Source organism: Acinetobacter sp. CIP 102637 (assembly GCF_000368425.1).
GTDB lineage: Bacteria > Pseudomonadota > Gammaproteobacteria > Pseudomonadales > Moraxellaceae > Acinetobacter > Acinetobacter parvus.
Window position 1 is genome coordinate 1,039,148 of the sequence record NZ_KB849435.1, and the last position, 26,878, is coordinate 1,066,025.

A 26,878-nucleotide genomic window follows, 5' to 3' on the forward strand; every position below is an offset into this window, starting at 1 on the left:
ATTGTTAAAAGTTAATGAATTAATTGCAAAATCTAAAAATGGTACTGAAATTATCGTTTCTTTAATTCCCTTAAATAAAATGCAGAATACACGTCAAGGTTTTAAAGAAATTGAAGTGGGTAAAAGAGTTCTGCTGGAATCTGGAATTGAGGTAGATTTAAATTTAGATGGTCGTACATTTTATACGTCTTTAAATCAATTATTTAAGCTAAATCAAAAAGTAATTTAAATAAAAAAACTTCTGAATGATGAAGCCATGTAATGGTTTCTCTTTCCTGCTGTTATTCAAGGTATATCTAAGTATTCCCTGCCTATTCAGAATGGTGTCTGTTTATAGTGCTCTGTAAAATACAGCGCATTCACATGATCGAGCCGATGACACCGTACTAAAAACCATGCAGCACCATCATTGAAAGCCGTCATAATCTTTGATCAGGTCTGGAGTGGCTATGCGTTTTAGTTTATTTAATTTTGGGTGACCAGCTTCATTCTCAGCTTGCTACGCTTAAAGCGCTGGATCGCACCTAGGATGTCATCCTCATGGCCAAAGTTGTGGAGGAGGCCACGTATGTTGCCCATCATCCACAGAAAATTGCCCTGATTTTTAGCGCCATGCGTTATTTTGCCAAAGAACTCAAAGCAGAAGGCTGGCGTGTACGTTACCAAGCTTTTCAATTTAGCCAGATCAATGAGTTATAAACGATGAAAAAACAATATCTCCCTGAGAAAATCTGTGCGCATTATTTGCGATCTTTTACTTGGCGCAAAAAAATGGCACGGCTGCTGGGCAGAAGTACGATATTGTTCTGAACGATGTAAACGTGAGACCAGACGCTTATAAAAATCAAATACTTAGAAACGCTTGTATTGGCCTGAACAATAGGCTCGTATCACATCAGTTGAACGCAGCTGCAGATGTTTGGTTTTTCGACCAGTCACGCGTGCACGCCACATTTTAAAGCTACTAATTTTCATATTTTGCCGCATCAAGCGGATCACCGCCGCTTCATTTAAGCTATACTCACATAAAATAGCTTCAAAAGGAGTTTGATCTGATTAAAAGCATAACAATACAATCATGAATTTTTTGTGATTTTTCTCTAGTTTACGGTTTCAGTGGCTTTGCTGCATAAATATTTTGCAAGATACTGATTTTTTGCTGAAATCAATTGATTTTTCCAGTCGATAATTTGGTTTTGATGAACATCAAATATAGTTACGAGGTTTGATATATGGTGGGCCCAGACAGACTTGAACTGTCGACCAACGGATTATGAGTCCGTTAATATAAAGATTAAAAATCAAAAAGATATAACTATTAAATTAATATTATCATATACTTATTTAATTTACAAAGTTTACTATTCACTCTTTTTGTTGATTAATATATATTGATTTTGCTTACTACTTGCTTACCAGACGCTTACTAGAATGAAACTAACAAAACCCACAATTGATAAAATTGATTGCTCAGACCAAACTAAACCAACTTTCTTTTGGGATGAGAAAACACCTGGATTTGGTGTTAAAGTTACACCTAAAAATAATAAAAGCTACATTTTCCAAGGTCGTATTGGTCTTCAAAACCGTCGTATCAAAATTGGTGACGTTGATATATGGAAATTAGATGATGCTCGTAAATATGCACAAGAATTGGCGATTATGTGCCACAAAGGGATTGACCCATTAATCGAGCGTAAGAAAGCTTTAGCTGATAATAAAGAACTGCTAAAACAAGAAAAGCGTAAGACGATTAAATTTAAAGATGTATGGTTTGAATATTTAAAAGCAAGACAACCTAATTGGCGACCAAGAAGCTATCAGGATCATATCGAATTATCTAGAGGTGGTTACGATCCTGAAAAAAATAGTGTTTATGCTAATCAACCCATTTTTCAACTGTTTGAGTACAAACTTTCTGAATTAACTGCAGATGTATTATGCGATTGGCTTGATCACAATGACTTCCGTCCAACAACATCAGCTAAAGCATACAGACTTACACGAGCTTTCCTGAATTGGTGTGAGGAACACGAGGATTATGAAAACTTAGTGCCTCCAAAATCATACAACTCAAAAAAAGTTAAAGATAAAGTCCCTTCCCCAAAAGCCAAGAATGATTGTTTGATGAAACAGCATCTAAAACCATGGTTTGAAGAGGTAAATAAGTTAACTAATAGAAAAATAGCGATTTTTTTGATATGTAGTTTAATCACTGGTTGCAGAAAGAATGAGCTGCTTTCATTAAAATGGACAGATGTCGATTTTCGTTGGAAAACAGCAAAAGTCAGAGATAAAATTGAAGATGAAGGTCGCCTAATCCCTTTGACGGCATATGTTGAAAGCCTATTTTTAGAATTAAGGAAAAATTCTGATTCTAAATTCATATTTAGCAGTAAGGGTGCTGAATGTGGTCATATTGTCAATCCTTACGATAGCTTAGAGAAAATATGTAAAAAACTAAATATTGAACTTACACCCCATGGATTGAGAAGGTCATATAAAACATTAGCTATATGGGCAAAAATCAATGAAGGATCTTTAGCCCAGATATCAGGTCATAAACCAAGTGCATTAGTTGAAAGACACTATATCGTACGACCTATGGATATGCTACGAGAAACGCTACAAGAATATGAGGATTGGATTTTACAACAAGTACGAAATGGCATTAATTGAAATACCCCCTGAAAATGTGAAACCCATTTTTACACAAGTAAATTTCAACCACTTCTTCTGCAAAAGAGAGGTGGATCAGGAAATTTGAACAACAGCTATAAGTGATATTTTGCTCCCCAAATGATGTTATAAACATCAATATATGGAGTATTTTATGGCACGTAGACCAAGAAGAAATCATTCAAATGATTTTAAAGCTAAGGTAGCACTTGCTGCGATTAAAGCAGAAAAAACACTTGCTGAATTGAGTGCTGAATTTGATGTTCATCAAAACCAAATTATTGACTGGAAAAATCAATTGATCTCAGCTTCCTCGCAAGCTTTCGATCAATCAAAAGCTCCATCAGAACCCCCCATTGATCTTAAAAAGTTACATGCAAAAATCGGTGAGCAGGCATTAGAAATTGATTTTTTAGAAGGTGTGTTGAAGAAACTGGGCCGCTTCAACCACAAAAGTTAATCGACGACTCACTTCAGATTTCAGTATCTAAACAAGCTAAGTTACTGAAAGTCTCTCGTGGTTGTTATTATTATCGCCCAAAACCTGTTAGCTCATCAGATCTGAAGCTGATGCGATGTATTGATGAATTACATATGCAATATCCTTTTGCAGGCAGTCGTATGATGCGTGATTTGTTGAATCGTCAAGGGCATCATATAGGACGACGTCATACACGTACTTTAATGAAGAAAATGGGTATTCAGGCGTTATATTGCAAACCAAATTTAAGCCAGGCTAATCAAGCTCACCGTAAATATCCATATCTGCTCAAAGGGTTGGCTATTCAGCGCAGTAATCAAGTGTGGTCTACGGATATAACGTATATCCCTATGGCAAAAGGCTTTGTTTATTTATGTGCTGTGATTGATTGGCATAGCCGCAAGGTACTTGCGCATAGGGTATCGATTAGTATGGAGGTGGATTTTTGTATTTCGGTTTTAAATGAAGCGATTGAAAAATATGGATCACCTGAAATATTGAATACAGACCAAGGCAGTCAGTTCACCAGTGATGCATTTATTGATGTATTGAAATCAAATGGCATTCAAATCAGTATGGATGGTAAAGGTCGATGGGTAGATAATGTGATGGTTGAACGATTATGGCGGAGCGTTAAATATGAAGAGGTGTATCTCAAAGCTTATAGCAGTGTCACAGATGCGAAAAAGCAATTAAGTGCATATTTTGAGTTTTATAATTTGAAACGACCTCATTCGAGTCTAGACAAAATGACACCAAATGAGTTTTACTATGATCAGCTACCCCAACAAAACAAGGTGGCTTAACTAGAGCGGAATATCACTTATAAATACGCTTTTAGTTGTTCAAACATGTGGGACCACCTCTAATATATGATCTATCTCACTTCGATTAAAACCTCTTTCTTTAAAAATAGTATGAATTATTTTTTTCATACTTTTTGACGCATACTGGTATTTCTTTACTAAAATGTCAGAATCAATTTCCTGTAAACTATACTTCAAATACAATTCTTCATTGAGCTTCTGATTTCTAGCATCATGTTCATTATTTATCGTGTTATACATTTTTAAGCAGTTAAATATCCCAATGTTGTTCGATCAAAGTAATTTGGCTGTACATATACTGATGCTCAGCACGTTTAACTGCACACCATAATTCCATAAATCTTTTGCCGAGATATTTTTGCAAAACAGTATTCCGGTGAAAAAATGTTAAAGCATCCAGCTGATTCGTACTTAAAAAGTGCGGCTGATGTTTATTTTTTATCTGAGTGGCTTGCTGTGGAATTTCCAGATTCTGTGTCAACCCATGCAGTGTGCCGATCAAAATCAGGGCTGCAGTTAAATAAGGATTGCAATCCGCACCTGCAACACGATATTCCAAGCGTTGATTTTCATTGTCCGAACATGGTATGCGAATGGCCACATTGCGGTTATTCACGCCCCAATTAGCTTCTAAGGGCACATGGTTTCCAGCTTTAAACCGGCGGAATGAGTTTACATTCGGGGCAAGCACGGCCATGGACGGCGGCAGCAAGACTATCAGCCCGCTGATCGCCTTTAATAATTGCCGTGACGGTAAAGGATTCTGCTTCATGCTGAAAATATTCTGCTGGTCTTGATTTAACAAACTCATGTGAAAGTGCATGCCGCTGCCCGCTTTATTCAGATCAGGCTTAGCCAAAAAGCTTGCATGTAACCCATGTTCTACAGCGACTTGCTTAATGGTGCGCTTTAGCATCATGATCTGATCGCATAGCTTCAAAATATCACCGCTATGCTGAATATTAATTTCGTATTGCCCGGAAGATGATTCCGAGACTAAGCCTGTAATCTGAATCCCCTGCAAAAGGGCAATCCGTTCAATTTCATCCAGAACGTCTTGATATTTATCTTGCGCATTCACATCAAAACATTGATTTAAATAAATCTGATTGGAGCCAGATTTTTCATTGCTGTCAAATAAATAAAACTCCAATTCTACGGCCATGCAAGGATAAAAGTTTTGATCATGCAGCGCTCTTAAACTTTTTTTTAAAATATTGCGCGGTTCAACTTCGCAATCTTGATGATTGTCATCTTTCATGGTTAGGAATAACTGTGCCTTGGACTCTGGATTTAAAGCGCATGGCTGCAGGCTTCCCAATATAGGTTTACATAAATAATCCGGCTCACCGATCGATTTTCCTAAACCCGATTCTTCAATCACTTCTCCATCAAGACTCATGGCATAAATAGACATTGGGAAATAACAGCCTTGTGCAATATTTTTTAGACCTACAATATCTATGCGCTTGCCGCGGACATGACCATTCAGATCGTGCAGGCAAATCTCAACATGACGGGTATTGGGATAGCGCTGCAGATAGTTTTCGATTTCTTCTGAAAATAGAATATCTTCAATATCGCAGCATTGACGCGCAGATGGCATGGATTCAGGGACCGCTTCTTCGTCAGCTATATTATGTCTAGCCATGAGTAAATTACTCATTATTTTGTCCTGTTAAATATTAACAATGATCAAAATAAAACAAGTTCTACCGAATGTAACGTAAATAAACCGTAAAAAAGCACCCAACTAATATGATTATTTTTTAAACTATTAAAACCACGAAAAAGCTAATTTAAAATAAGTTAAAACATAAAAATAACAATAGACTCATGTAAAATAAATGGCATATTTAATATTAATAAATCTTCAAAAATCGCAAACCCACTCCCGGTTCAGTAATAATATATTTAGGCTGCACAGCATTATCATTTAACTTCACTCTTAATTTAGCTACCAGAATCCTTAAATAATGCGTATCTTCTTGGTGCGTTGCCCCCCACAGCTCTTTCAGTATTTGCGGCTGGGTAATCAATTGGCCTTTATTTTTCGCCAATAAATTCAGCAGCTGATATTCTTTGCGTGTTAAGGAGAGCAATTGTTGATTTAAAAAAACCTGCCGTTTGGAAAAATCGATTTTTAATACGCCATCATCAAAAATTGCCGTATAAACAGTACTATGTTGGTGCTGCCTAAGCAGTACACGAATGCGCGCCATCAGCTCCTGAACACTAAACGGCTTGGTAACATAATCATTTGCGCCAGCATCCAGAAGCTTCACTTTTTCTTCTTCATTTGCCCGCACAGACAGCACTATCACTGGAACGTGCGACCATGTGCGAAGCTCAGACAAAACCTCATAACCATCCAAATCTGGCAAACCCAAATCGAGGATCACTAAATCCGCGCCTTGCAAAGCTAGGAGTTCCAAACCCTTTTGGCCATTTTCAGCCAAAAGCGTTTTATAGCCTTGCGCTCTGAGTGCTATATCCAAGAATTTTCGAATCTGATTTTCATCATCAATAATCAAGACATTGGTCATGGAGCTGGCTGATTCATTCTGTTCTGGCATTTTCCCACCTAAAAGCTGCTAGATGCTTTAAGTAATTTGCTGAATAGGAAGCTTTATGCGGATACATGTTCCTTGATTGTTCTTGCCTGATGATGCCATGATTTTCCCCATATGCGCACCCACAATCGCTTTCACAATCGTCAAGCCCAAGCCTGTACCATATTGCCCGCGGTCACCGCGCTGCATGGTATAAAACATGTCAAAAATGCGTTCACGCTCATCTTCTGGAATACCCTGCCCCTTATCAGTTATGGCAATTTCGATCTCATTTTCATTCACCTGCTGCACCTCAATCATCACAGCTTTATTCTCTGGTGAAAATTTTGCGGCATTTTCCAGTACATTAAAAATGGCCTGTTCAATCAAGGCGGCATGTACAAATAAACTCAAAGATTCTTGAGGCGCATGCACTTCAACCAATGCATCTGGCATATAACGGTTTAAACGGCGCACTGCTGAACCGATCAGTTCATCAACTCCAATCCAGTCCCGCTTCAAGCTTAAGCCTTCATGGCCTAAACGGGTCATATCCAGTAGGTTTTGAATATAGCGGTCTAAACGTTCCCCCTCTAAATGAATCGCTTCCAGCAAGCTGTCCTGATCATTTTCATTCATGGAATGGCGGTAAGTGCTCAAAGTATCCGCTGCTCCAATCATCGACGCCAAAGGCGAGCGTAAATCGTGCGATACGGATGATAATAATGCCGAGCGCAATTTTTCCGTTTCAGAATTCACATTGGCTATTTCCAAAGCCTTGGTCAGCTGGGTGCGGAAAATCGCCTGCGCAAGATACTCTACCATGAGTTCAGCGAGCTGTTTTTGCTCCGTATTGATTACTGCTTGCACATCTTTAAGTTTCAACCCCACCACGCCTAAGCATTGCTTGGAAGCCAATAAGGGCAAAAACCACCACTCATTTTCCGTCAAGGTTTGGGTAAAGCGACCGGACGGTTGATGGTTTTTGAATGTCCAATCGGCTGAAATTTTTTCTTTATTACTCATGATAGTGGATGATGCTTGAGTTGCTGCAGTATCTGGGAAATACAGCCAGACATCTGCATTGAGATTTTTACTCAGGCTATGTTCAGCAATCTCCTTGATTTGTGCCAAATCTAATGCTGTGGACAGCTTCTGCCCTAAATCCTGCATAATGCTGTTATAACTGTTCGCCGTTTTGAGTGCAGTCACCTGCTCTTTCAAACGTGACGCTAATCGGCTCGAAATTAAAGCCGCGCCCAAAAATGCAATCACGGTGACAATCCCCTGATGTGCAGAAATCTGAAATGTAAATTGCGGGGAAATAAAGAAAAAATTATAAGCTAGAAAGAATAGGATGGCTGAAAAAGCTGCAGCCAGCATCCGTGTTTTTGATGCCACAAAAACCACAGCGGTGATAAAAATCACCGAAAGATCTTCAATCCCTAAATACTTTTCCCCTAAGCTTGCAATCACAATGCTGATGACCGTGGTGGCTAGTACGTACTGTATTTCTCTCAGCGACAAGAATGCCCTTTGAGTGAAAAAGGACAGATGCTTATTCTCTGCAATAATCGGCACAATACTGAGTTCAAAACTGGGCCGGTATTGCAGTAATTGATCAATCAAATTGAGCCTTAAATTCAGCGAAAACTTTTGCGGAGCCGCTTGTGCTAAAACCAAGGTTGAAATGCCGCGGTCCATCACATAATCAAATAAAGTTTTAGCATGTTGCTGGCCGTGAAGGACTTCTGTCATTCCACCCATTTGACGCGTTAAGTTTAAAGACCGTTCAATTTCACGGCTTTGCGAGTTTTCCTGTTTATTCATGATTTGCGTATCATGAGAAAAAGCAACAACCGTCCATTTTGCCGCACGATGCTCGGCAATACGGCATCCAGTCCGAACTAAAGCTTCAGAATGCCCTTTGCCATCAATCATAATTAAGACATGATTTTTTAAGGGAATTTGAGCAAGCCCTTGAATGGCGAAATTTTCGCGTACATCATTATCAACATAATTGGCCACAGTTTGCATTGCCAGTTCACGCAGTGCCGTTAAGTTGGAGCTGTTGAAAAATCGCTGCAAGGCCTGTTCGGCCTGCTCAGGCACATAGACCTTTCCTTGGTTTAAGCGCTCCAACAGCTCATTTACAGGCAAATCAATCAAGCGGATATCTCGAATCCGTTCGAATACCCTGTCTGGCACGGTTTCAGTGACACGAATCCCTGTGATTTGATATACCACATCATTCAAACTTTCCAAATGCTGAATGTTCATGGTGGTAAAAACATCAATACCAGCATCTAATAATTCATTGATATCTTGCCAGCGTTTTTCATGACGGCTGCCGGGCATATTAGTGTGGGCAAATTCATCCACCAAAACAATACTGGGCTTTTTATCCAAAACGGCATCTAGATTCATTTCCTCCAGATGCTGCCCTTGATATTCAATAGCCTTTCGCGGAATTATATCTAAACCAGAAATTAAATTTTCAGTTTCTCTACGGCCATGCGTTTCTACATAGCCAATGACGATATTAATGCCCTGCAGCGCCAGTTCATGCGCACGAACCAGCATGGCAAAGGTCTTTCCCACGCCCGGAGCTGCGCCTAAAAAAATCGTCAGCCGCCCAGACTGATAACGCTGTGTATGTTGCAGCAAAACATCGGCTTTATTGGTTCGTTGATCAGTCATAGAAGTAATCTTTATTTATTGCTTTAAAAAGATGTTTTTAAATTCATTTAAATGCGTCTAAAGTCAGCTTGGCTATTGCTGGGCAATATGGATGCCACCGTTGGGCGGAGGTATAGAACATCCCCTCGCCCAACAATCGTATGTAACTTAATTCAAATTATTTAATAGCGTTCAATCACTATATTTTAATCTTCAAGCCATTCATATCACTTCCCGCCCCGATCCAAAGCCAAATTCAATTCAAGCACATTGATACGTGCCTGCCCTAAAATCCCAAAAATCGGCTGAACCGTATGCGACTGAATCAGTTTTTCGACATTCTGTTCAGGCATATGCCGTGCATGGGCAATCCGCTTCACTTGAATCATGGCTGATTGCACGCTAATTTCAGGGTCGATGCCACTGCCTGAAGCGGTGACCAGATCCGCAGGAATTTTAGATTTTTCAATCTGTTCCTTCGCTGCGATTCGATTCAGCCGTTCCTCTATGGCTTTCTGCAGTTCAGGATTGGTTCTCGCCATGTTGCTTCCGGCCATCGCCATAGGATCATAATTTGCGGCAGATGGACGCGGATGGAAATATTGAACTTGGGCAAAAGGCTGTGCCACTAAGCGTGAACCGATCACTTGATTATTTTCGACAATCAAGCTGCCGTTGGCTTGTTTTGGAAAGAGCATTTGTCCTAAGCTGGTTGCAGCAGCACTATATACAAAGCCGCATAAGCCTAGAGCAATGATGGTCATTCCAAACGAAGCGCGCAGTTTCTCACCCCATGATGAGTCTGCCAATTGATGATTTTGCATATTCACTTTGTCATCCTCAAAAAATTTATAGGGCCAAGATTGGACTGATCAGCAGATCAATCGCTTTAATGGCAATAAACGGTAGCAGCACCCCGCCCACACCATAAATCAGCATGTTGCGGCGCAATAATTGGGTAGATGTCGAAGGTTTGAATTTCACACCGCGCAGTGCAATTGGAATCAGCAGAGGAATAATGATCGCATTAAAGATCAGCGCAGACAGGATGGCACTTTCAGAACTGCCTAGTTGCATGACATTTAACACATGCATTTGCGGAATTGCCGCGACGAATAATGCCGGCAAAATTGCAAAATACTTTGATACATCATTCGCCAAGGAAAAGGTGGTTAATGCACCGCGAGTAATCAGTTGCTGTTTGCCTATTTCAACCACAGATAGCAATTTTGTTGGATCAGAATCTAAGTCCACCATATTGCCTGCTTCTTTGGCTGCTTGCGTTCCCGAGTTCATGGCTAAGCCAATATCTGCTTGGGCCAACGCCGGTGCATCATTAGTACCGTCACCGACCATCGCTACCAAATGTCCTTTGTTTTGCTCGGTTCGAATGCATGTGAGTTTATCTTCTGGTTTCGCTTCAGCGATATAATCATCCACACCAGCCTCTGCTGCGATGGCCGCTGCTGTGAGCGGATTATCTCCGGTCACCATCACAGTTTTAATGCCCATTTCACGTAAGCGCGCAAATTTTTCTTTAATGCCTTGCTTAATCACGTCTGATAGTTCAATGACACCCAACAAATTCTGATCTTTAGCCACGACCAGCGGCGTTGCCCCTTTTGAAGCTATTTGTTCTACGCGCGCTTTCAGTTCGGCATGATTTTCAAGGTTTTGCGAAGCGAATTTAAGAATGGCATCCATAGCGCCTTTACGCACTTGATGACCATCCGCCAAGTTAAGGCCTGAAATGCGTGTGGACGCATTAAAAGCGATAAACTCAGCCTGTTCAGGCTCGGCCACTCTTTCACCTTGCTCTTTGGCCAAAGCAACCACCGATTTACCTTCTGGCGTTGGATCGGCCAAAGAAGTCAGTACCGCCGCTTGGCGAAGTTCAGACTCCGTCACTCCTGTTAAGGGATAAAAAGCAGTCGCCTGACGGTCACCGTAAGTAATAGTTCCGGTTTTATCGAGTAGTAAAACATCTATATCGCCTGCAACTTCAACCGCCTTGCCTGATTTGGCAATCACATTGGCTTTGAGCGCTCTGTTCATCCCTGCAATTCCAATAGCTGGCAATAAGCCGCCGATGGTGGTTGGAATCAAGCAGACCAATAGCGCCACCAATAAAATCGGGCTGATTTCAATATGCAGGAAATGTCCAATCAACGGCAGGCTGACCACGACGATGATAAAAGTCACAGTCATCACGGTCAGTAAAATACCTAAGGCAATTTCATTCGGTGTTTTTTGACGGTTTGAGCCTTCGACTAAAGCAATCATTCGGTCGAGAAAGCTATTTCCCGCCTCTGCGGTCACTTGCACGATGATCCGGTCGGTTAAGACTTTGGTTCCCCCAATCACCCCTGATTTATCCGTACCCGCTTCACGCAGTACTGGCGCAGATTCACCTGTTACAGCAGCTTCATTGATCGTAGCAAAGCCTTGAATGATCTCACCATCTACGGGAATGAATTCCCCTGCACGCACTTCAATCAAGTCATGCATTTTCAATTCAGCCGCTGAAATCTGCACCCCATCCATATCATCTTTAGAATGGATCCGGCGCGCCGTCAAATTTTGACGCGCTTGACGCAGGGATGACGCCTGTCCGCGGCCTTTAGCTTCGGCAAGAGCTTCAGCATAATTGGCAAAGAGAACAGTTACAAATAAAATCAATGTCACCAATAAGCCAAAAACCAGACTGGCTTGCCCCAAAATTGTACTAACCAGTGTAATCAGCGTCCCAAGCCAAACGATGGCCATCACTGGATTTTTAATCACATGCTGCGGTAGCAGTTTAATAAAGGCATTTTTCCATGCTTCAGCTTGAAATAAAGTTGAAGCGATAGTGTTTTGCTGTGTTTGAACAGTTTGTTTTGAATGATTCATTGTACTCACCCTTAACCTTGAACCAATAACAGATGATCAGCAATTGGCCCCAAGACCAGGACTGGCATAAATTGCAATAAGGTCAACATCACCACAATGGCGATTAAAGTCAGTGCGAATGTTGGCGTTTCGACTTTTAAACTGCCGCTGCTTTCAGGTGCTTGGCGTTTTGCAGCTAAACGTGTAGCGATGATTAAAGGAATAATTAATGTCGGGAAACGGCCGAGCAATAAAGCAATACCGCATGTGACATTCCACCACACGGTATTGTCTGATAGCCCTTCAAAGCCTGAGCCATTGTTGGCAAATGCAGACACATATTCGTACAGAACTTGAGAAATGCCGTGGTATTGCGGATTACTGTTGCCCGTCAATTCAGGGAAAAATACAGTTATTGCGGTTAAACCAAGAATGACGATGGGTTGGATCAAAATCACAACAGCGAGCAGCTTGATTTCACCGGCTTCAATTTTGCGGCCAAACAATTCTGGGGTGCGGCCGGTCATTAAGCCTGCAATAAAGACTGCTAAAAACAGATAAATAATGAATTGCTGTAAACCACAGCCAATCCCGCCCCAAATGGCATTGATCAGCATATTGGACAATTGCACCATACCTGTGAGCGGTGCAGATGAATCATGCATCATATCCACTGAGCCGTTATTGACTTGGGTGGTGACCGCTGACCACAAAGCAGATGATGCCTCGCCAAAACGCACTTCTTTACCTTCCATGGCGGAAAGCAATGTCGAAGTCGATGAAAGGCTTTCTGACCAGATAGCGCTAGTCGCAGAAATGATCGACATCAGCAGCATTGAAGCAAAGACCAAGCCTGCGAATTTGGCGCGTTTGGTGAAAAAGCCCAGCATAAAAATCACCGAAACAGGGATCAGTAAAATCGCAAGCATTTCCAGAAAGTTTGACAATGGTGTCGGATTTTCCAAAGGTACACTGCTGTTCGGACCATACCAGCCACCACCATTACTGCCCAATTGCTTAATTGCTACCATGGGCGCAACAGGGCCTAAAGGTATTTTTTGCGTTGTTAATTCGCTGCTTTGGTCAATCACTTGAACTTCTGGGCCGCCTTGAAAAGTCGATGGTACGCCTTGGCTAGTGAGCAATAATGACCAAACCATGCATAAAGGAATCAGAAAGCGGAACGTCGGACGAATCACATCGGCCCAATAGTTGCCGACATTAATTTGTTGCACTTTATGCTTAAAGCTGGTCTGTTGATCGGTTTCAGAAAGTGCATTGGATTGTTTGTAGAACAGTGCTCGAACTGTAGCCACCACCATCGCCAGGCCCATCATCGGCGTGATGATCTGCAAGCCGACAATGCCAACCATTTGCGATAAATAAGACAGTTGTGCCTGTCCTGAATAGTGCTGCTGATTGGTATTGGTCAGAAACGAAATCATGGTATGCAGCGCCAAATCCCATGACATATTCGGCGCATGATTTGGATTCAGCGGCAGGCTGGCTTGAGCCATGAATAAAACCCAAGTCACTAAACCAATCACCGCACAGCTCATGACAAAATTTAATGAATAAGTTTTGACATTCATCCCCCGTTTGGGATTGGTTCCAAAAACAGCGTAAATGGGCTTTTCAATCCAATTGAATAGAGGATCAATTTTCATCTCGCGGTTGTGCATAATTGCTGCGAGGTATTTACCCAAGGGATAAGCCAGAACAAAGACGATGGCTAAAAGCAAAGCAAACTCTAACATGGCATTTCACTCCTATGTTTCAGAGCTGAAAACTGCATGCAGATATTGAAATAACGTTTATTTTGATTATTTAGTACAACGCAATTTTTTTGATGCTGTACCTGCTGATGCGCGTGAATGACCGCACTCATGTTTTTCATCCTAAGCATTGGGATATTCCAAAATCCAGTATGAAAAATAAGACCGTAAAGTCTCTATTCATAACTTTGGATGCCGCGTAAAGAAAGCGTAAAAATTTAGCTCAATGCACTTATAAATGCAGAAAAATATCTTAAAAGTGATGGCTATTATTATTCTGTGACTCACTTTATTTATGGATATAATTTCAGTACTTAAAGCCTTATTTTTAGGTTTTATAGAAAGTTTAACGGAGTTTTTTACCCATTTCCAGTACTGGTCATTTAATTTTATTTGGCCATTTAATTGATTTTCATTCAGGCTCAGGCTGTGTCTTTGAAGTTGTCATTCAACTGGGCACAATCTTAGCCGTTTGTTGGCTCTACCGTAAAAAATTATTAATCTACTACATGGTTTTATATCAGGTGATTACCATGCGAGACGTTTTGCGATAAATGTCTTCATTTCATTTATTCCTGCAGTAGTGATCGGAGTTATAGCTGTTGATTTTATTAAACAAGTTTTATTCAGTCCTTCGGTTGTGGCATCTGCACTGATTATTGGTGCACTGTTAATTTTTGCTGTAGAAGCTAAAAATTTTAAAGTCCAAACCATTGAGGCAACCAATATTGGATTCAAACAGGCCATTGTTATTGGTTTGGTTCAATGTCTTGCGATGATTCCGGGGACTTCACGGTCTGGTGCAACCATTATTGGTGCCGTTACTTAGACATATTTCGCAACGTTGATGTTTTAACTTCAGAAAATTTATTGAATATTTCCGTAGGCTTTGTAACCGCATTCATCGCAGCTTTGCTTGTGGTAAAAGCCATGGTTAAATTTGTAGAAAAACATACTTTAAAAGTTTTTGCTTGGTATCGCTTGGTATTAGATTCAATCATCTTATTTGTTTTTTAATTCAAAAAAAATAAATTAAAGAGAACTCGCTGTTCTCTTTAAATTTTTTAATTTACAATCCTTACATTCTGCCTCAAGCTTTTCTGAATCTCTTGTACAACACCCTCTCCCTGATGGGACTTAAGCTCTGATTTAGATTTATTTTTGATTTCAGTTTGTACCGATTCAGACTCAAAACCCTTATCATTATAAAACTCTTCAACCAAATCTAGTCCCTCCTCAGCATTCACCTCAAATCGTGCATTACCATAACCCTGCCGTGCCATTTGATCTAAAGCAGCCTGATTAAAACCACACAACTTACTTTTCTGGTCAATTTCCTTCGCTGTTTGAATCGCCTCTTGTAAATGAATGCCATCCCTGAGCGTTAAATCCACGTAGTACACAGGTTGACGATAACTTTGCGTTGTACTCTTTCCTCGCAAGGTCAGCTGCAGTGGCAAGCATGAAAGCAACCCATTTGATGCTGCATGGTAGTAGCTCAATCGTGCAGCCAACGTACGTATGCTGTTAAAGCCTGTTGTTCTAAAAATGAATGTACCAAATTCATCCGACTCATCTAAATTGACATGCAGGCGTCCATAAGGCTTACAGTGCCCGCCTTGTCCAAGTGGGCATAAGTCGGGGGATGGGCAAGGATGTTGCTCCACGCCTTGGTTGGTTAAACGTTGGCAGGTTTCTCCATTACCGACACAGACAGGTCTTCCAGTCTGTCGGTCAAACAGGCTGTATTCTGCACGCAGGTTTAAATCAGGATCATTAAAGATCATTCTGACAGGGATTGAACGTAGCTTTTGATTCGGAGCATTAGCTCTCAGCTGATCATCCAGTGGATGCTTCACCCAGCCTTCTTTGCTTTGAATCTGGGAAGTAATGGTGAACTGGTCATCCTTTTCCGGCAGGCGTTTGCCATTCTTCTCGATCATCCGACCGATACTGATCCGTCCGAGTATTGGAGGAGTAATTGCTAAACCTTTAATCATGTTGATATTCCTTAATGTATTACCTTACAAATTTGGGTCTATGTATGTAGGTCGGAACAAGGACCAAATAAGTTACCCAAAGAATGTAGAGCCAGATAAAGTGCTACAGAAATCGCGACCGATTTGCTCTCTACCGAAGGGTAGAGAGCGGGGAGCGATTTTTGTGAATTTTTGATTGGGTGCTGTAAATAGGGCTTAGTCGGTATAGATGTTAAATCGACGACTGCCCTGCTTTTCAAGTGGATAAAGCTCGATGAGTTCAGGCTGGTGCTGAAGCAATGCTTTGGTATTGAGGCTGATAGAATCCTTGGCTTTCTTCCAAACTACCGAGCCATTTGCAAAGACTGCCCTTTCCTTGTCTTGCATCATCATCTGGATTTCATGTTTAAGCTGGTCAAAGCGTTCCTGCTTATGCTGAATTTCTTCTTTCAGTTTGATCAGCTTATCGAACATGAGATTAGCTGTTTCATTCTGTGATAGATCTTCAACTGTTAGTGGCACATGGATTGGATACAACTGCTGAATGGCTTTGGCTGCCGATTCACTCGCATCCACAGAAGGTGGTGTATCCTTTTCCACACATTCCCAGAAGTAACGTTCTGCATTGATGATGTGTTCAATTACAGATTCAGAACGAGTGACTTTAAAGATAATACAAAACTTAGTAAAACCAGCCACATTCAATAATTAATAATCAACAACTTACACAAAAATATATCTAGCTCTGCACTAAGCATATTATTTTCAAAATCTGAAATTCATCAAAAACCATCCACATTTATAACCATTTTCTTGATCTTTTTTTTGAAATTGATTTTTTAGCCATGTCTTTATTTACATTACTAAAATAAGGAGCATAAACATGGCATCTAAACACTCAAATCAGAAGAAATACGCTAAAGCTAAGTTTGACTCACATCAGGTCACCCTTACCCCATACCCACCTTTAAGTAAAATTTACAATTGCTATGCACAAATCTTAAAGGCAGCAAAATTGCCTTCAATTTATCAGCCCGATATCAAGTTACTTTATCCCTCAAAAATTTCAGAGAATGAGTTCTTCGTCTTGGATAACTTCCTGCTTCTATATACTTCCAAAACACAAAGTTTATCCATCAATGCACGCTATATTGTGCAAACCGACATCGACCTACCTCTGCTCAAATATCAACTCAGTACACGCTTATTCAAATTAATCACTGAGCTTAAAATTGATATTAAATGTATTAATCCAAATAGCGTACTACATACATTCAATGCTTCACTTTCTAAGCATGCGATTTATGACCTAAATGCACTTCACTCTGAAAAACCACGCTGTGAGTTATCGCTTGATTTGCTCGCAAAACTCATCGGCTGTAGTCGTAATCAGCTCTTGTATCAACAAAAACAAATCCACTCTAGTTACACCGAAAAAATCCAGCAACTCACTGAAAAATGCGAAGCACTCAAACATCCTGAACCGAGCCCAAACCTTTTTTGGAGAGCGCAACATGCAGAGTAAGCCATTAATTCAGCGCCTTTTAGAGCAAGAGTTCATACACGACCATTATGCTGAAGTACTTGAGCAATACCTAAATCGCACAGTTGATATCCCTGAACTGAAGCAGTTATTAAAGCTCGATAATGAGATAGGGCAGAATCACCAATCACTGTTTCTACCTGCTCCACCTTCTGTTTCAGCAAATCCTATTTGTGCTTATATTTATTCAGTACAACAGCACTCCCAGCATTCTGTTATACAGCGATGGTCAGTCCACAATTTACATGCTGCCTGCATTCTTAAATCTATTCCAAATTCAGGTAAAAAAGACCATCAAACAACGATTATTAAAGTACTTGATCGATTTAGGTTAGCAAATGAAGCTTATGCTGCATCGCAGCAAGCAACACAGCTCAGTAAGTCTCAACAAAAATATTTATGGCTATGGCAACAACTTCCTAGCGATAAAACACCATTAGCTGAGTTTGTAAAGAGCTTACGCAGCTTAGAAACCAATTCTAATCTGAACCGTTTTCAATATTTATTGATTCTTGATCTACGGCGTTTTTATGATTATGTGTTGGCACTGAAACCTAAAAAAAATTATTCAGCACCGCCCAAACACATAGATGAACCACATTATCTAGATGAGTACGGCGCAATTTTATGCTGCCCACAAGACATACTACAAAAGGAAGATCCTGCTCTATATTACGAGAAATTACAGGATGAACAGCCAAATCAGCAATACTCAATCAATACAGCACAGGTATCGCCATTAACAAGCCAATCTAGTTTTTTACAACATAAAATTAGCCAGCTCACACAACAACACATTATTAGACAGCAGCATGATTTTATGTGTAGCAAGCATTATCCAGACTTCAATAGCCTGAGCTTACTTGTACAACATTGTCATCAACTCTATTTAAATCATCCAGAAAAAAACAAAGCATATCTTTTTATCTTACTCAGTTTCTTGAGTGGTGTTCCTATTGAGCAATGGCTATATCTACAATCCAGACAACGCTATGCACTCAATAAACGACAGAAGGTCATTTTTGAAAACGATCAATATTTTCTACGTTCCAAATTCACACTGTTTGAGGACTCTGCTTTTGAATACAAAGACCAATTGCTTAATCAGGTGACCCATTTCGATTTGCCTTTAGTAAAAGAGCTGGTAGAGGGTTTAAGACAACCGCCAACAGTGAAGCAAGAACAGGTCGCACATGCATTAAAAAAATGCCGTGAAGAACTCTTCATTCCGTCGTTATCAACTAAAAAAATAAGTGTTTTATTACATCACTGTATTTACCATTACACTCAAAATGAACAACTAGCCGACATTCTTACAGGCATCGATGCAAATCGATCAGTTTCTATTTCATATTGTTCGTATCCAATCTACCGTTTGCAGCAAAGCTATCAGGGTACAGTACAACAACTATCAAATGATTTAGCAAAAGAAATCCATGTCATTGATGATGATCGAGAAAGATTTGGTAGCTGTAAAGCGCCGAAACCTGCAACAGTGACGGCGATATTTGCATATTTACAACATCAGATTATTCAAGCTAAACACCATGGGCAAATGCTTGAGATGTTCAATCATTACAATGTCTGGCTGTGGCATATTTTATTATTGTTCAGTGCTGCTCGACCTGTCAGCGAGTTCCCGGGTTTCTTAAAAAATTTCGATTTAAAACAACAGTGGCTTTGGATTTCTGATAAAGAAATTCACTCAAGAACGGATGATGGGCGTTTAATCCCATTATGTGATTTTGTTGTGAAGGAAATCCGCTTATTCATTACCTACTTAAATGAATTTAAACAACTACACCCAGAGCATCAACCGTATATTCAAGAAATTTTAAGCAGTAAAAGACCCCTTCTCAGTGTCTATCAACATGGTCAATGGCAAGCCCTCAGCCCTCATTTAGTCAACAGTTTCACTCGTATTATGCAACTTGATCATGCCAATTGGCTTAGGCACACAGCTCGTGCATATCTCACCGAAAAAGCAGATGAAAACTTCATTCTGGCTTTGTTTGGGCATGAGCAAAACCAACAAGAAATGGGGCAAAAATTCTCAAGTCTTTCGCTTCAACAATATAAAGAACTCGCCAACTGCCTCAACGATATGCAGCACGCTTACCAAATTGATGGGATGTATGAACATGCTTAAACAAAAACATTATGCACATGAGCGCCGTGCTAAAGATAGAAATAAAAAACAAATGAAAGAGCGCTTACATATTCAATTGATTATTGAGGAGTTTCTCTCCCAAGAAAAATTACAACAGGCACAACAATCACAAAATTTCCCAGATCTCTATAACCAAGTGATTCAGCACTTAGAGCAACAAAAAGTAAGCTTTTCTTTAAAAAAGAGCTTTTATCAGCACTTCCGCAAACACATCATTCAATACAATCGCACCAATGATGCAGACTTACCACTGCCTACGCAGCACCTCGCCTCTATTCAACGAGCCTCTTTACTCTTTAATGAATCTTGGTTAGAGAATTCGAAATATCTCACATATTTAAAAGAGCGACTCTGGCGTTATTGGCATACTGTAGAATATTTTTCGGATGATGAAATTGTTGGCAATCTTCTTATAAGTGCAATCCTGTACGGCGGACTTTCACATCATTCAAGCTTGAATGCTTTACTTGAACATCTCAAATCTGATGAAGCAATCTACCATCTTCAGACCTTACAACTTCCGCTTCTATTCTTAGAACCTCAATCGCCGCAATATGGTGATTTATATGATCCTAAACAAACCTTAAGGAAATCTCGAAATTTTGTACCAGATCGGCTAACACAGCTCTGGATTACTCGATTTAAGACACAATTAATAGATATCCAACACGATTGTTACACTTATATCCGTTACGTTTTTAATGCCTTAGAGCTTTCTTTTAACCAGAAGAAATTTAATCAGCTTTTACAAACCTCCAGTCATTCATTTATGCAACTAGACAAGGTCAAATTAAGCCCTGCGCTTGCACAGTGTTTAACTGAAGAAATAGAAAGCTGTGGCTTAAGTCCAAGTGCTTTTAAACGCTATCTCTCACCTCAGCTAATACTTGACCACTCCGATCAAACTGAAGCACCACAGCCCCAAAATATCAACAACAGAGTAAAAGAGGAAAAATTACACACTGAAGATCCTCTTGAGGCACTTACTGCTTTGCATAAACAAATTTTGACGTTCTTTAAAAATAGGCATAAGACTACCTCGGATCTATGTAACCTGCTGCACAGCCAACATGCCTATCTTCCAGAAAATGCGAAACGGCTTGGGCTTTGGCTATTTAGCTTATTTCGTCCGACTACAGAAGATATTAAGCAAATCACAGAGCTTTATCAGCTCGATCAAAACAAGTACTTACTCTATATCAATCATCAGCAGAAGATTCGTCATTCTTCAATCTATAGTTATTACACCAAACTTGCCGAGTCATGGTTATTACATAGCACCGATTTTATAGAAGAATGCAATCTCAATGATCACCTAGAAGTGATCTACAAGCGTATGTTAAACGGCGTCGGTAAATCTAAATCACAAAAATTTGATCTCTTAAAACGTTTTCATCACTTTCAGCGTGTCATATTTGATGCTGATGTGTTCCCAATGCAGAATGAAAGGTTTCATTTAAGCTCACCGAAAGCCGAAATCATCTCTGCAAAAATATTCCAACAGATGCTTGCGCGACTTGAATACTATAAAAGCCCAAGCTATACAGCCCATGATTTAGAAATGCTCAGTATCGTATATACGATAGCGTTTCGTACGGGCATGCGGATTAATGAAATACTCGGCATGCGAATCAAGGATGTTGAAGGTATTCAAGCCAGTTCAATTTGGATACGTCCATATCGTGCAAAGCATCAACAACATTTACTTAAAACAGATAGTGCTGAACGCAATCTCAACGTTCAAATTCTACTAACTCAAGAGGAGCATCTTAAATTTCAACATTACTGTCAAGTACGGCGCCGTGCTTATAGGCCCAGTCAATACTTGTTCACGATGTGGAACAGTACTGAACGCCTTAAACCTAATATGGTGACACTTCCTTTTCAACGCATCCTAGATGCAATATTGCCTGGTCATCGTTATTCTTTTCATTCTTTACGGCATACTGCAGCGAATAACCTCGCTATAATTTTGACTATGGACTACGAGTTTGTAGTTGCATTCACGGACTATTCAAACGATCATTACAACCTCATCAGAAGTCATCTATTACGCTCTAAAGCACCACAAGACAGCTGGTATTTAATTGCGCACCTGCTCGGTCATATTGAACCAAACGAGACCTTCCGAAGCTATATCCATCTCAGCTATGTGATGGCAGGTTTTCAATTACGTCAATTTGATCTGATGCTTTCCACCCAAATTATTCAAAAAATCTGTCCAACTTTAATAACGCCGTTGAAACATGCTCAAGAGATCCACCTCAGCAGTTTTGACACTCAAATGCTTCAAGCGACTCATGTAATACCATTAGGCATAGATAAACAATCAAGTATGCCAATCAATAAAAAAGAAATTCAGCAAAAACCTACTGATGATTGCATCTATGGTACTGCTCGATCAGAATATCCGTCTGCACTGATCATAAAAATACTCAATGCATTAGATCAATCTTATACACCTGAGCTTCTGTCTCAAAAGTATGACTTTCCAATTAAGACACTCATGCTGTGGCAACAAAATATACTTAAGCTCAAACAACTCAAAAATCGCAAGAACCGACCTCGCTTCATTATTGATGCTGATAAATCACAACGCATACTTCCACATATTGAAACCAAGGAAGAAAAAATAGTCTTAGAGTATTTTTTTAAACAGCTTAATAAATTGAAAAGTGATGATGCAAACATCTTAAATGCACTACATATTTTTGAAATGAAAGCCAACATTTCACATGCTGGATTAATCTTTAATAGTGCTGATATAAGGCTAGCAAATCGATTTTTGACAGGAATTTATTCTTTATTTCCAGAAAAATATTGGCAGATTGCTATATCTTCTGAAATCTCTGAGGAAAAGCTCATGGAACGACTGCAGTTTAAATTTCTATCTTGCAGCATGAACAGCAGTCTAAATAATTCTTTTAAGTTTGAGCTAGTATCCCAAAACAATGGAAAGGCACTAACCGTCTTACGCTATTGCATGTTGGTTTTACTGATCCTGTGTACGCCGTCGCAACCTAGATCATAGCTGATCTGGCTGATAACCTGAAAACTCATAAAAGTCATGCAACAATTGAGCATAGTGAATAGCCACCGATTTTGTAGACACCTTTTAGTTAGATAAAATGGCTAATTAACGAGGTGCTTATGAGCAGTAAACGATATACTCCAGAATTTAAAATTGAAGCAGTAAAACAGGTCACAGAGAAAGGTCATAGTGTTGCTGATGTCGCAGCGCGTTTAGGTACGACTACACATAGTTTGTATGCCTGGATTAAACGTTATGATCCACAGCAGCCCAAGACGATAGAATCTAATGATCCAAGTGCAGAATTAGCGAAATTAAAAAAAGAGCTGCAAAGGGTCACTGAAGAAAGGGACATATTAAAAAAGGCCGCGGTGTACTTCGCAAGCCAGTCCAAATGAGGTACGCCTTTATTCAGGACAATCAGCACATATGGCCTGTTCGTCGTTTATGTTCAACGTTAGATGTTCACCACAGTGGTTATTACGCATGGTTAAAGCAACCCACCAGTAAAACTGCAAGGAAACGGCAACAGCTTTCAGGCCTGATTAAACAATTCTGGCTGGAATCTGGCGGAGTCTATGGCTATCGTAAGATTCACTGTGATTTGAAAGATGTTGGCGAAAGTTGTGGGATCAATCGAGTACATCGACTGATGAAAGCAGATGGTCTTAAATCACAGCGTGGTTATCGTAAGCCTAGAGCTTACGCTGGTACTCCGGCTGTCATTGCCGCAAATAGCTTAAATCGACAGTTTAATCCAACTCAGCCGAACCAATTATGGGTGACGGACATTACCTATATCCGTACACATGAAGGGTGGCTATATCTTGCGGTGGTGATTGACCTGTTTTCACGTCTTGTTGTTGGCTGGTCTATGAAATCCAGAATCACGACAGATTTGGTTTTAGATGCGTTATTGATGGCTTTGTGGCGAAGAAATCCAAAGAACAAAGTCCTAATCCATTCTCTTGCGAAGCAATGCTTCTCAGGCAGCCAATATACTAGCCATGAATGGCAGACATTTCTCAAGCATCATAATTTTGAAAGTAGTATGAGTCGTAGAGGCAATTGCCATGATAACGCTGTTGCAGAAAGCTTCTTCCAGCTATTAAAGCGGGAACGAATTAAAAAGAAAATCTACGCAACTAGAACTGAAGCAAGATCAGATATCTTTGAATATATTGAGATGTTCTATAATTCAAAACGCAGACATGGTTCCAATGGTCAGCGTTCTCCATTAGATTATGAAAAGGCCCATCAAAAGATGGTTATGTGTGTCTAGAATTTTGGTGGCTATTCACTGTGATGATATGTGCTGCTTCCCACAAATGGGTTTCTAAGTCTTTTAAATCAAGGAGAGTCATAAATTTACTACATTCAATTTATATAAATATGGATAAATTACTTTTGTAAAGACAAGATAAATTTCTGAATCATTTCTCTTTCTAACTCAGATAACTCTTGAATAGATTTTAAAATGGGATCTGTGCCTGAATTTGAGTATTGATCAGTACGTCCAAGCAAGTAATCACTCGAGATATTTAGTGCTATCAACAACTTATATAAGTTTTCCAATGATGGTTTTCTAGAACCAGCTTCGATATGTGAAATCGATGTAGATGGGATTCCAGATTTATCAGCAAGTTCTTGCTGAGTCATTTTTCTTTGGGCTCTTATTTCTTTAAGTCTTTCACAAAAGAGCTTAGAGTCCATTTCAATCAACATAAGGCACCATAAATCCCCAATAAAAAATTGACCATATGGATAAGTTAGCTTGTATACATTGACAGTATTTTATTGTCGAATTCGACAAAAAGATATCTTTTAAAGAAAATTTTATTAATAATTATCACTGATTTGTACTAAGACAAACCTAACCGTTATGAAATCAAAATAATTAGAGATATATGAAAAATAAAATCGTATATCCCTTTTCAAAAAAGCTAATCATTAATCTTGAATCAAGATCATTTTCCTTCAGCTTATAGTAGACCTCTTGCGTTAGTCAAAATTTGAGCAGGCACGACATTGGATTTATAAAGTATTGCATAAAGTTCAAATAATTAAAAAACCTACTTTCGCAAGAAGTCTAGTCATTCAAACTATTTAAAATAATAGCCGAGTGTATCGTCCTTTGAATCACCCCACCCCGTCCATATCTGATTCAGTTTTACGTAATGCTGATTAACGCTTTGGACTTTATATAAATAGCTACGTGGTGGAGAAATGTTATTTATCCGTACTTTCTCAATCAGAATGAAGGTCTTGTCATCTAACCATCTTACTCTCAACGATAATGGGTCTTGGCATTGCCCCATTTCAGCATACATTGCAGCATCTTTACCATTCTTGGAAAATGACAAGCCTGCACATTCTACATCAGGTAAATCTAAGACTAGTCGTTTTCCAACTAAGCTTTCTTTTGCGCCTGCACAAGCCAGCGTAGAAAGACTTAAACATAATCCTGCAAATATTATTTTTTTCATTTGATATGACCCTTTATTTATTTGGAGGTTAAAACACATTGTCAATAAAACCACACTGTAAGATGTACTGTGGGGAATTAACTGAACTGTCATAAAGGCTGATAAAAGCAATCATGTTATTCAGATCAGAGGTATAAGGTTTACTCGTGACGAGAAGTTTTTTAATCATCAATGTCATTTTATTGTTGTCCTTATTTTCTATTACCGATTATTCACATTAAACCAGTAGGAATATTCTTTAGGCTGACCATTCACCAGAACATTACTAAGTTTGACATCGTAGATCACGTTCAATTTCAAATCGTCAAAGCTAAACTGGATATGGTTAGGAACTCCGATATTTTCATAGCGGATATTACTGATTTTCTGTTTAACTCCACTACTTCGTTCAGTGACGACAACAGTAGCTTTGGCATAATCCACATTTCGATTGGCAAAGAAATTCTTTTGATCGGTTAAAACTGAAATCGAGAGAATTGAACCCGCCATATAATATTTGGCTGGATAGTTGTGGTAGGGATAGGCAATCACACCGAGTGGTGCAGTGGTTGGATTGTCGAAGGGATAAACCACTTTGTAGGACGTACCGACCACATAAGGGAATCGGGTATCTTTAAATGATGGCGCATTAACTGAACCATACGCCGATTTTTGTAAGAAAGGATTCAGCATCCAGAGGCGATGCCCCACATCTCCTGCAAACAGATTTAATTTGTCATGCACCATATTGGTAATGCTTTCGGCAGGTGAATAGTCATATTTATTCTGTCTTACCCCCATTTCCAAACTACTGGTCCTTGCACCTACCGCACCAATATCTGAATAGCAGTTTGTGTTTGATTCTGGGTAATGGGTCAAGATGTTGTTTGCAGCAAGAATCAGCGCCGTCTGCATCATCTCATCTTCATGGGCATAGTCGTATGTAATACTTGGCAGCCCATGCAAGGCACGAACCGTATTGATTTCATTTAAAAATTCATTTCTAAAATTTGCACTGAGCTTGCCTGCATAACAGTTGTTGATATCGGGTGCCTCGCTCATGGATGAAGCTTTAAATACATCAAAACTGATGGTCAGGCTCTCTGCTGCCAGTGTTTTGGTATCACCCTCCTGGGTGAGTTTAAGGGTACATGCCCCCGCACCAATCCCCTTGAGTTCTCCCAGACTATACGTACAGGTTGATGAAGAAAGGCTACTGATCGTGACAGGAAGTTTGGCACTTGATTCAGCATCCAGTGAATACACACTCTCCGTCAGAACGTATTTTATTTTTAGCGGGGTAATGGTTTGCTTAAGCTTATTCACGCACGCATTATTTTCTAGATATTGATCGGCAGCACAAGTCACATTGACGGTCATGCTGCTATTCAATGCTAGAACTTTTGCCGTGCCTGCCTGTGTCAATCCCAGAGTACATTGTCCAACCTTTAGAGCTTTGAGTTCACTGCCATTTACACTACAGATGTTGGGAGTGTTACTGCTAAAAGTCACTGCCAGCCCTTGATCTGTCTGAAGCGATAATGGATAGCTTTGACCTTGGATCAAGTTACTCAATGGGAATGCCTGAATATTCTGCACTGCCTTGTTTTTACATACCCCCTCTTCCAGATATTGGCTTTCAGCACAGGTCACGGGCTTAGGATTGGTATTGTCACTATTAGAATTTTCCGTTCCACCGCCATTGGATGAACTTGAATCTCCACCCGAACTACCGCCACCACATCCGAGCATTACAGTACTGATTGCCATCATCAGAACAGATGGCATAAACGATCTTGAAATCATCATGATTGACTGCCTTAAAT

The 26,878-nt window shown here is 39.8% G+C and carries 19 protein-coding genes and 4 pseudogenes; 10 read left to right on the top strand and 13 right to left on the bottom strand.

Annotation, left to right across the window (positions count from 1 at the left end):
• Position 1: 1 nt before the first annotated feature.
• The 3 genes and pseudogenes from F967_RS08030 to F967_RS13810 all read left to right on the top strand — a co-directional run bounded on the left by F967_RS08030 (position 2) and on the right by F967_RS13810 (position 841).
• Positions 2-229, top strand: coding sequence for a hypothetical protein (locus F967_RS08030; RefSeq protein WP_004761266.1), 228 nt, complete (start codon positions 2-4; stop codon positions 227-229).
• 209 nt (positions 230-438) lie between these two features.
• Positions 439-675 (top strand): annotated as a pseudogene (locus F967_RS14675) (cryptochrome/photolyase family protein); the annotation flags it as partial.
• A 58-nt stretch (positions 676-733) separates the two neighbouring features.
• Positions 734-841, top strand: a complete 108-nt coding sequence (locus F967_RS13810; RefSeq protein WP_265596398.1) for a DUF2256 domain-containing protein — start codon at positions 734-736, stop codon at positions 839-841.
• 11 nt (positions 842-852) lie between these two features.
• Here the strand turns inward: F967_RS13810 and F967_RS08035 are convergent.
• A pseudogene (locus F967_RS08035) lies at positions 853-1,053 on the bottom strand (TIGR03643 family protein); the annotation flags it as partial.
• Positions 1,054-1,431: 378 nt separating this feature from the next.
• Here F967_RS08035 and F967_RS08040 point away from each other — a divergent pair.
• Positions 1,432-2,679, top strand: a complete 1,248-nt coding sequence (locus tag F967_RS08040) for a tyrosine-type recombinase/integrase (RefSeq protein ID WP_004799260.1) — start codon at positions 1,432-1,434, stop codon at positions 2,677-2,679.
• 142 nt (positions 2,680-2,821) lie between these two features.
• Positions 2,822-3,966, top strand: a protein-coding gene (locus F967_RS13815; protein ID WP_100834114.1) for an IS3-like element ISAba14 family transposase whose coding sequence is annotated in 2 segments (ribosomal slippage) — positions 2,822-3,086 and positions 3,086-3,966 — 1,146 coding nt in all. Because the reading frame shifts where the segments join, the coding sequence is not laid out codon by codon here.
• A 39-nt stretch (positions 3,967-4,005) separates the two neighbouring features.
• On the opposite strand, the gene F967_RS14740 is transcribed toward F967_RS13815, so the two are convergent.
• The 7 genes from F967_RS14740 to kdpA form a co-directional block, all read right to left on the bottom strand.
• Complete coding sequence (locus tag F967_RS14740) at positions 4,006-4,227, bottom strand: hypothetical protein (RefSeq protein ID WP_004799261.1); 222 nt, start codon at positions 4,225-4,227, stop codon at positions 4,006-4,008.
• Between the two features lie 10 nt (positions 4,228-4,237).
• Positions 4,238-5,653: a glutamine synthetase family protein gene (locus tag F967_RS08060; protein WP_004679616.1), complete on the bottom strand. Its 1,416-nt coding sequence runs from the start codon at positions 5,651-5,653 to the stop codon at positions 4,238-4,240.
• A gap of 196 nt (positions 5,654-5,849) precedes the next feature.
• On the bottom strand, positions 5,850-6,563 hold the full coding sequence (locus F967_RS08065; RefSeq protein ID WP_004679618.1) for a response regulator: 714 nt from the start codon (positions 6,561-6,563) through the stop codon (positions 5,850-5,852).
• Between the two features lie 27 nt (positions 6,564-6,590).
• A complete protein-coding gene (locus tag F967_RS08070) occupies positions 6,591-9,239 on the bottom strand; it encodes a sensor histidine kinase (protein WP_004799262.1) in 2,649 nt (882 codons plus the stop codon).
• Between the two features lie 206 nt (positions 9,240-9,445).
• Positions 9,446-10,048, bottom strand: a complete 603-nt coding sequence (gene kdpC, locus F967_RS08075) for a potassium-transporting ATPase subunit KdpC (RefSeq protein ID WP_004679624.1) — start codon at positions 10,046-10,048, stop codon at positions 9,446-9,448.
• Positions 10,049-10,067: 19 nt separating this feature from the next.
• Complete coding sequence (gene kdpB / locus F967_RS08080) at positions 10,068-12,110, bottom strand: potassium-transporting ATPase subunit KdpB (protein WP_004679626.1); 2,043 nt, start codon at positions 12,108-12,110, stop codon at positions 10,068-10,070.
• Positions 12,111-12,121: 11 nt separating this feature from the next.
• Positions 12,122-13,846 carry a potassium-transporting ATPase subunit KdpA gene (kdpA, locus tag F967_RS08085; protein WP_004679628.1) on the bottom strand — a complete coding sequence of 575 codons (1,725 nt, stop codon included), beginning with the start codon at positions 13,844-13,846 and terminating at the stop codon, positions 12,122-12,124.
• Between the two features lie 313 nt (positions 13,847-14,159).
• Between kdpA and F967_RS08090 the strand changes: the two are divergent.
• Positions 14,160-14,881, top strand: a pseudogene (locus F967_RS08090) (undecaprenyl-diphosphate phosphatase).
• Between the two features lie 47 nt (positions 14,882-14,928).
• Here F967_RS08090 and F967_RS08095 read toward each other — a convergent pair.
• Together F967_RS08095 and F967_RS08100 are read right to left on the bottom strand one after the other, a co-directional pair.
• Positions 14,929-15,864, bottom strand: a complete 936-nt coding sequence (locus F967_RS08095) for a recombination directionality factor (protein ID WP_004679631.1) — start codon at positions 15,862-15,864, stop codon at positions 14,929-14,931.
• A 195-nt stretch (positions 15,865-16,059) separates the two neighbouring features.
• Positions 16,060-16,515 (bottom strand): annotated as a pseudogene (locus F967_RS08100) (hypothetical protein); the annotation flags it as partial.
• 211 nt (positions 16,516-16,726) lie between these two features.
• Here F967_RS08100 and F967_RS08105 point away from each other — a divergent pair.
• The 4 genes from F967_RS08105 to F967_RS08125 all read left to right on the top strand — a co-directional run bounded on the left by F967_RS08105 (position 16,727) and on the right by F967_RS08125 (position 23,869).
• Positions 16,727-17,368: a hypothetical protein gene (locus F967_RS08105; RefSeq protein WP_004679635.1), complete on the top strand. Its 642-nt coding sequence runs from the start codon at positions 16,727-16,729 to the stop codon at positions 17,366-17,368.
• On the top strand, positions 17,358-19,535 hold the full coding sequence (locus tag F967_RS08110; protein ID WP_004679636.1) for a hypothetical protein: 2,178 nt from the start codon (positions 17,358-17,360) through the stop codon (positions 19,533-19,535). Before F967_RS08105 ends, F967_RS08110 begins: the two co-directional genes overlap by 11 nt.
• Positions 19,528-22,587 (top strand): tyrosine-type recombinase/integrase, encoded by a 3,060-nt coding sequence (locus F967_RS08115; protein ID WP_004679638.1) that lies wholly within the window; start codon positions 19,528-19,530, stop codon positions 22,585-22,587. The genes F967_RS08110 and F967_RS08115 overlap by 8 nt, the downstream gene beginning before the upstream one ends.
• A 119-nt stretch (positions 22,588-22,706) precedes the next feature.
• Positions 22,707-23,869 (top strand): IS3 family transposase gene (locus F967_RS08125; protein ID WP_141629348.1). Its coding sequence is split into 2 segments (ribosomal slippage): positions 22,707-22,953 and positions 22,953-23,869, totalling 1,164 coding nucleotides; the frame shifts between segments, so codons are not numbered across the junction.
• A 119-nt stretch (positions 23,870-23,988) separates the two neighbouring features.
• On the opposite strand, the gene F967_RS08130 is transcribed toward F967_RS08125, so the two are convergent.
• The 3 genes from F967_RS08130 to F967_RS08140 all read right to left on the bottom strand — a co-directional run bounded on the left by F967_RS08130 (position 23,989) and on the right by F967_RS08140 (position 26,861).
• Positions 23,989-24,312 carry a helix-turn-helix domain-containing protein gene (locus F967_RS08130; protein WP_010589536.1) on the bottom strand — a complete coding sequence of 108 codons (324 nt, stop codon included), beginning with the start codon at positions 24,310-24,312 and terminating at the stop codon, positions 23,989-23,991.
• Between the two features lie 377 nt (positions 24,313-24,689).
• Positions 24,690-25,073: a hypothetical protein gene (locus tag F967_RS08135; RefSeq protein ID WP_004679647.1), complete on the bottom strand. Its 384-nt coding sequence runs from the start codon at positions 25,071-25,073 to the stop codon at positions 24,690-24,692.
• 201 nt (positions 25,074-25,274) lie between these two features.
• Positions 25,275-26,861: a CAP domain-containing protein gene (locus F967_RS08140; protein ID WP_004682298.1), complete on the bottom strand. Its 1,587-nt coding sequence runs from the start codon at positions 26,859-26,861 to the stop codon at positions 25,275-25,277.
• Between the last annotated feature and the right edge of the window lie 17 nt (positions 26,862-26,878).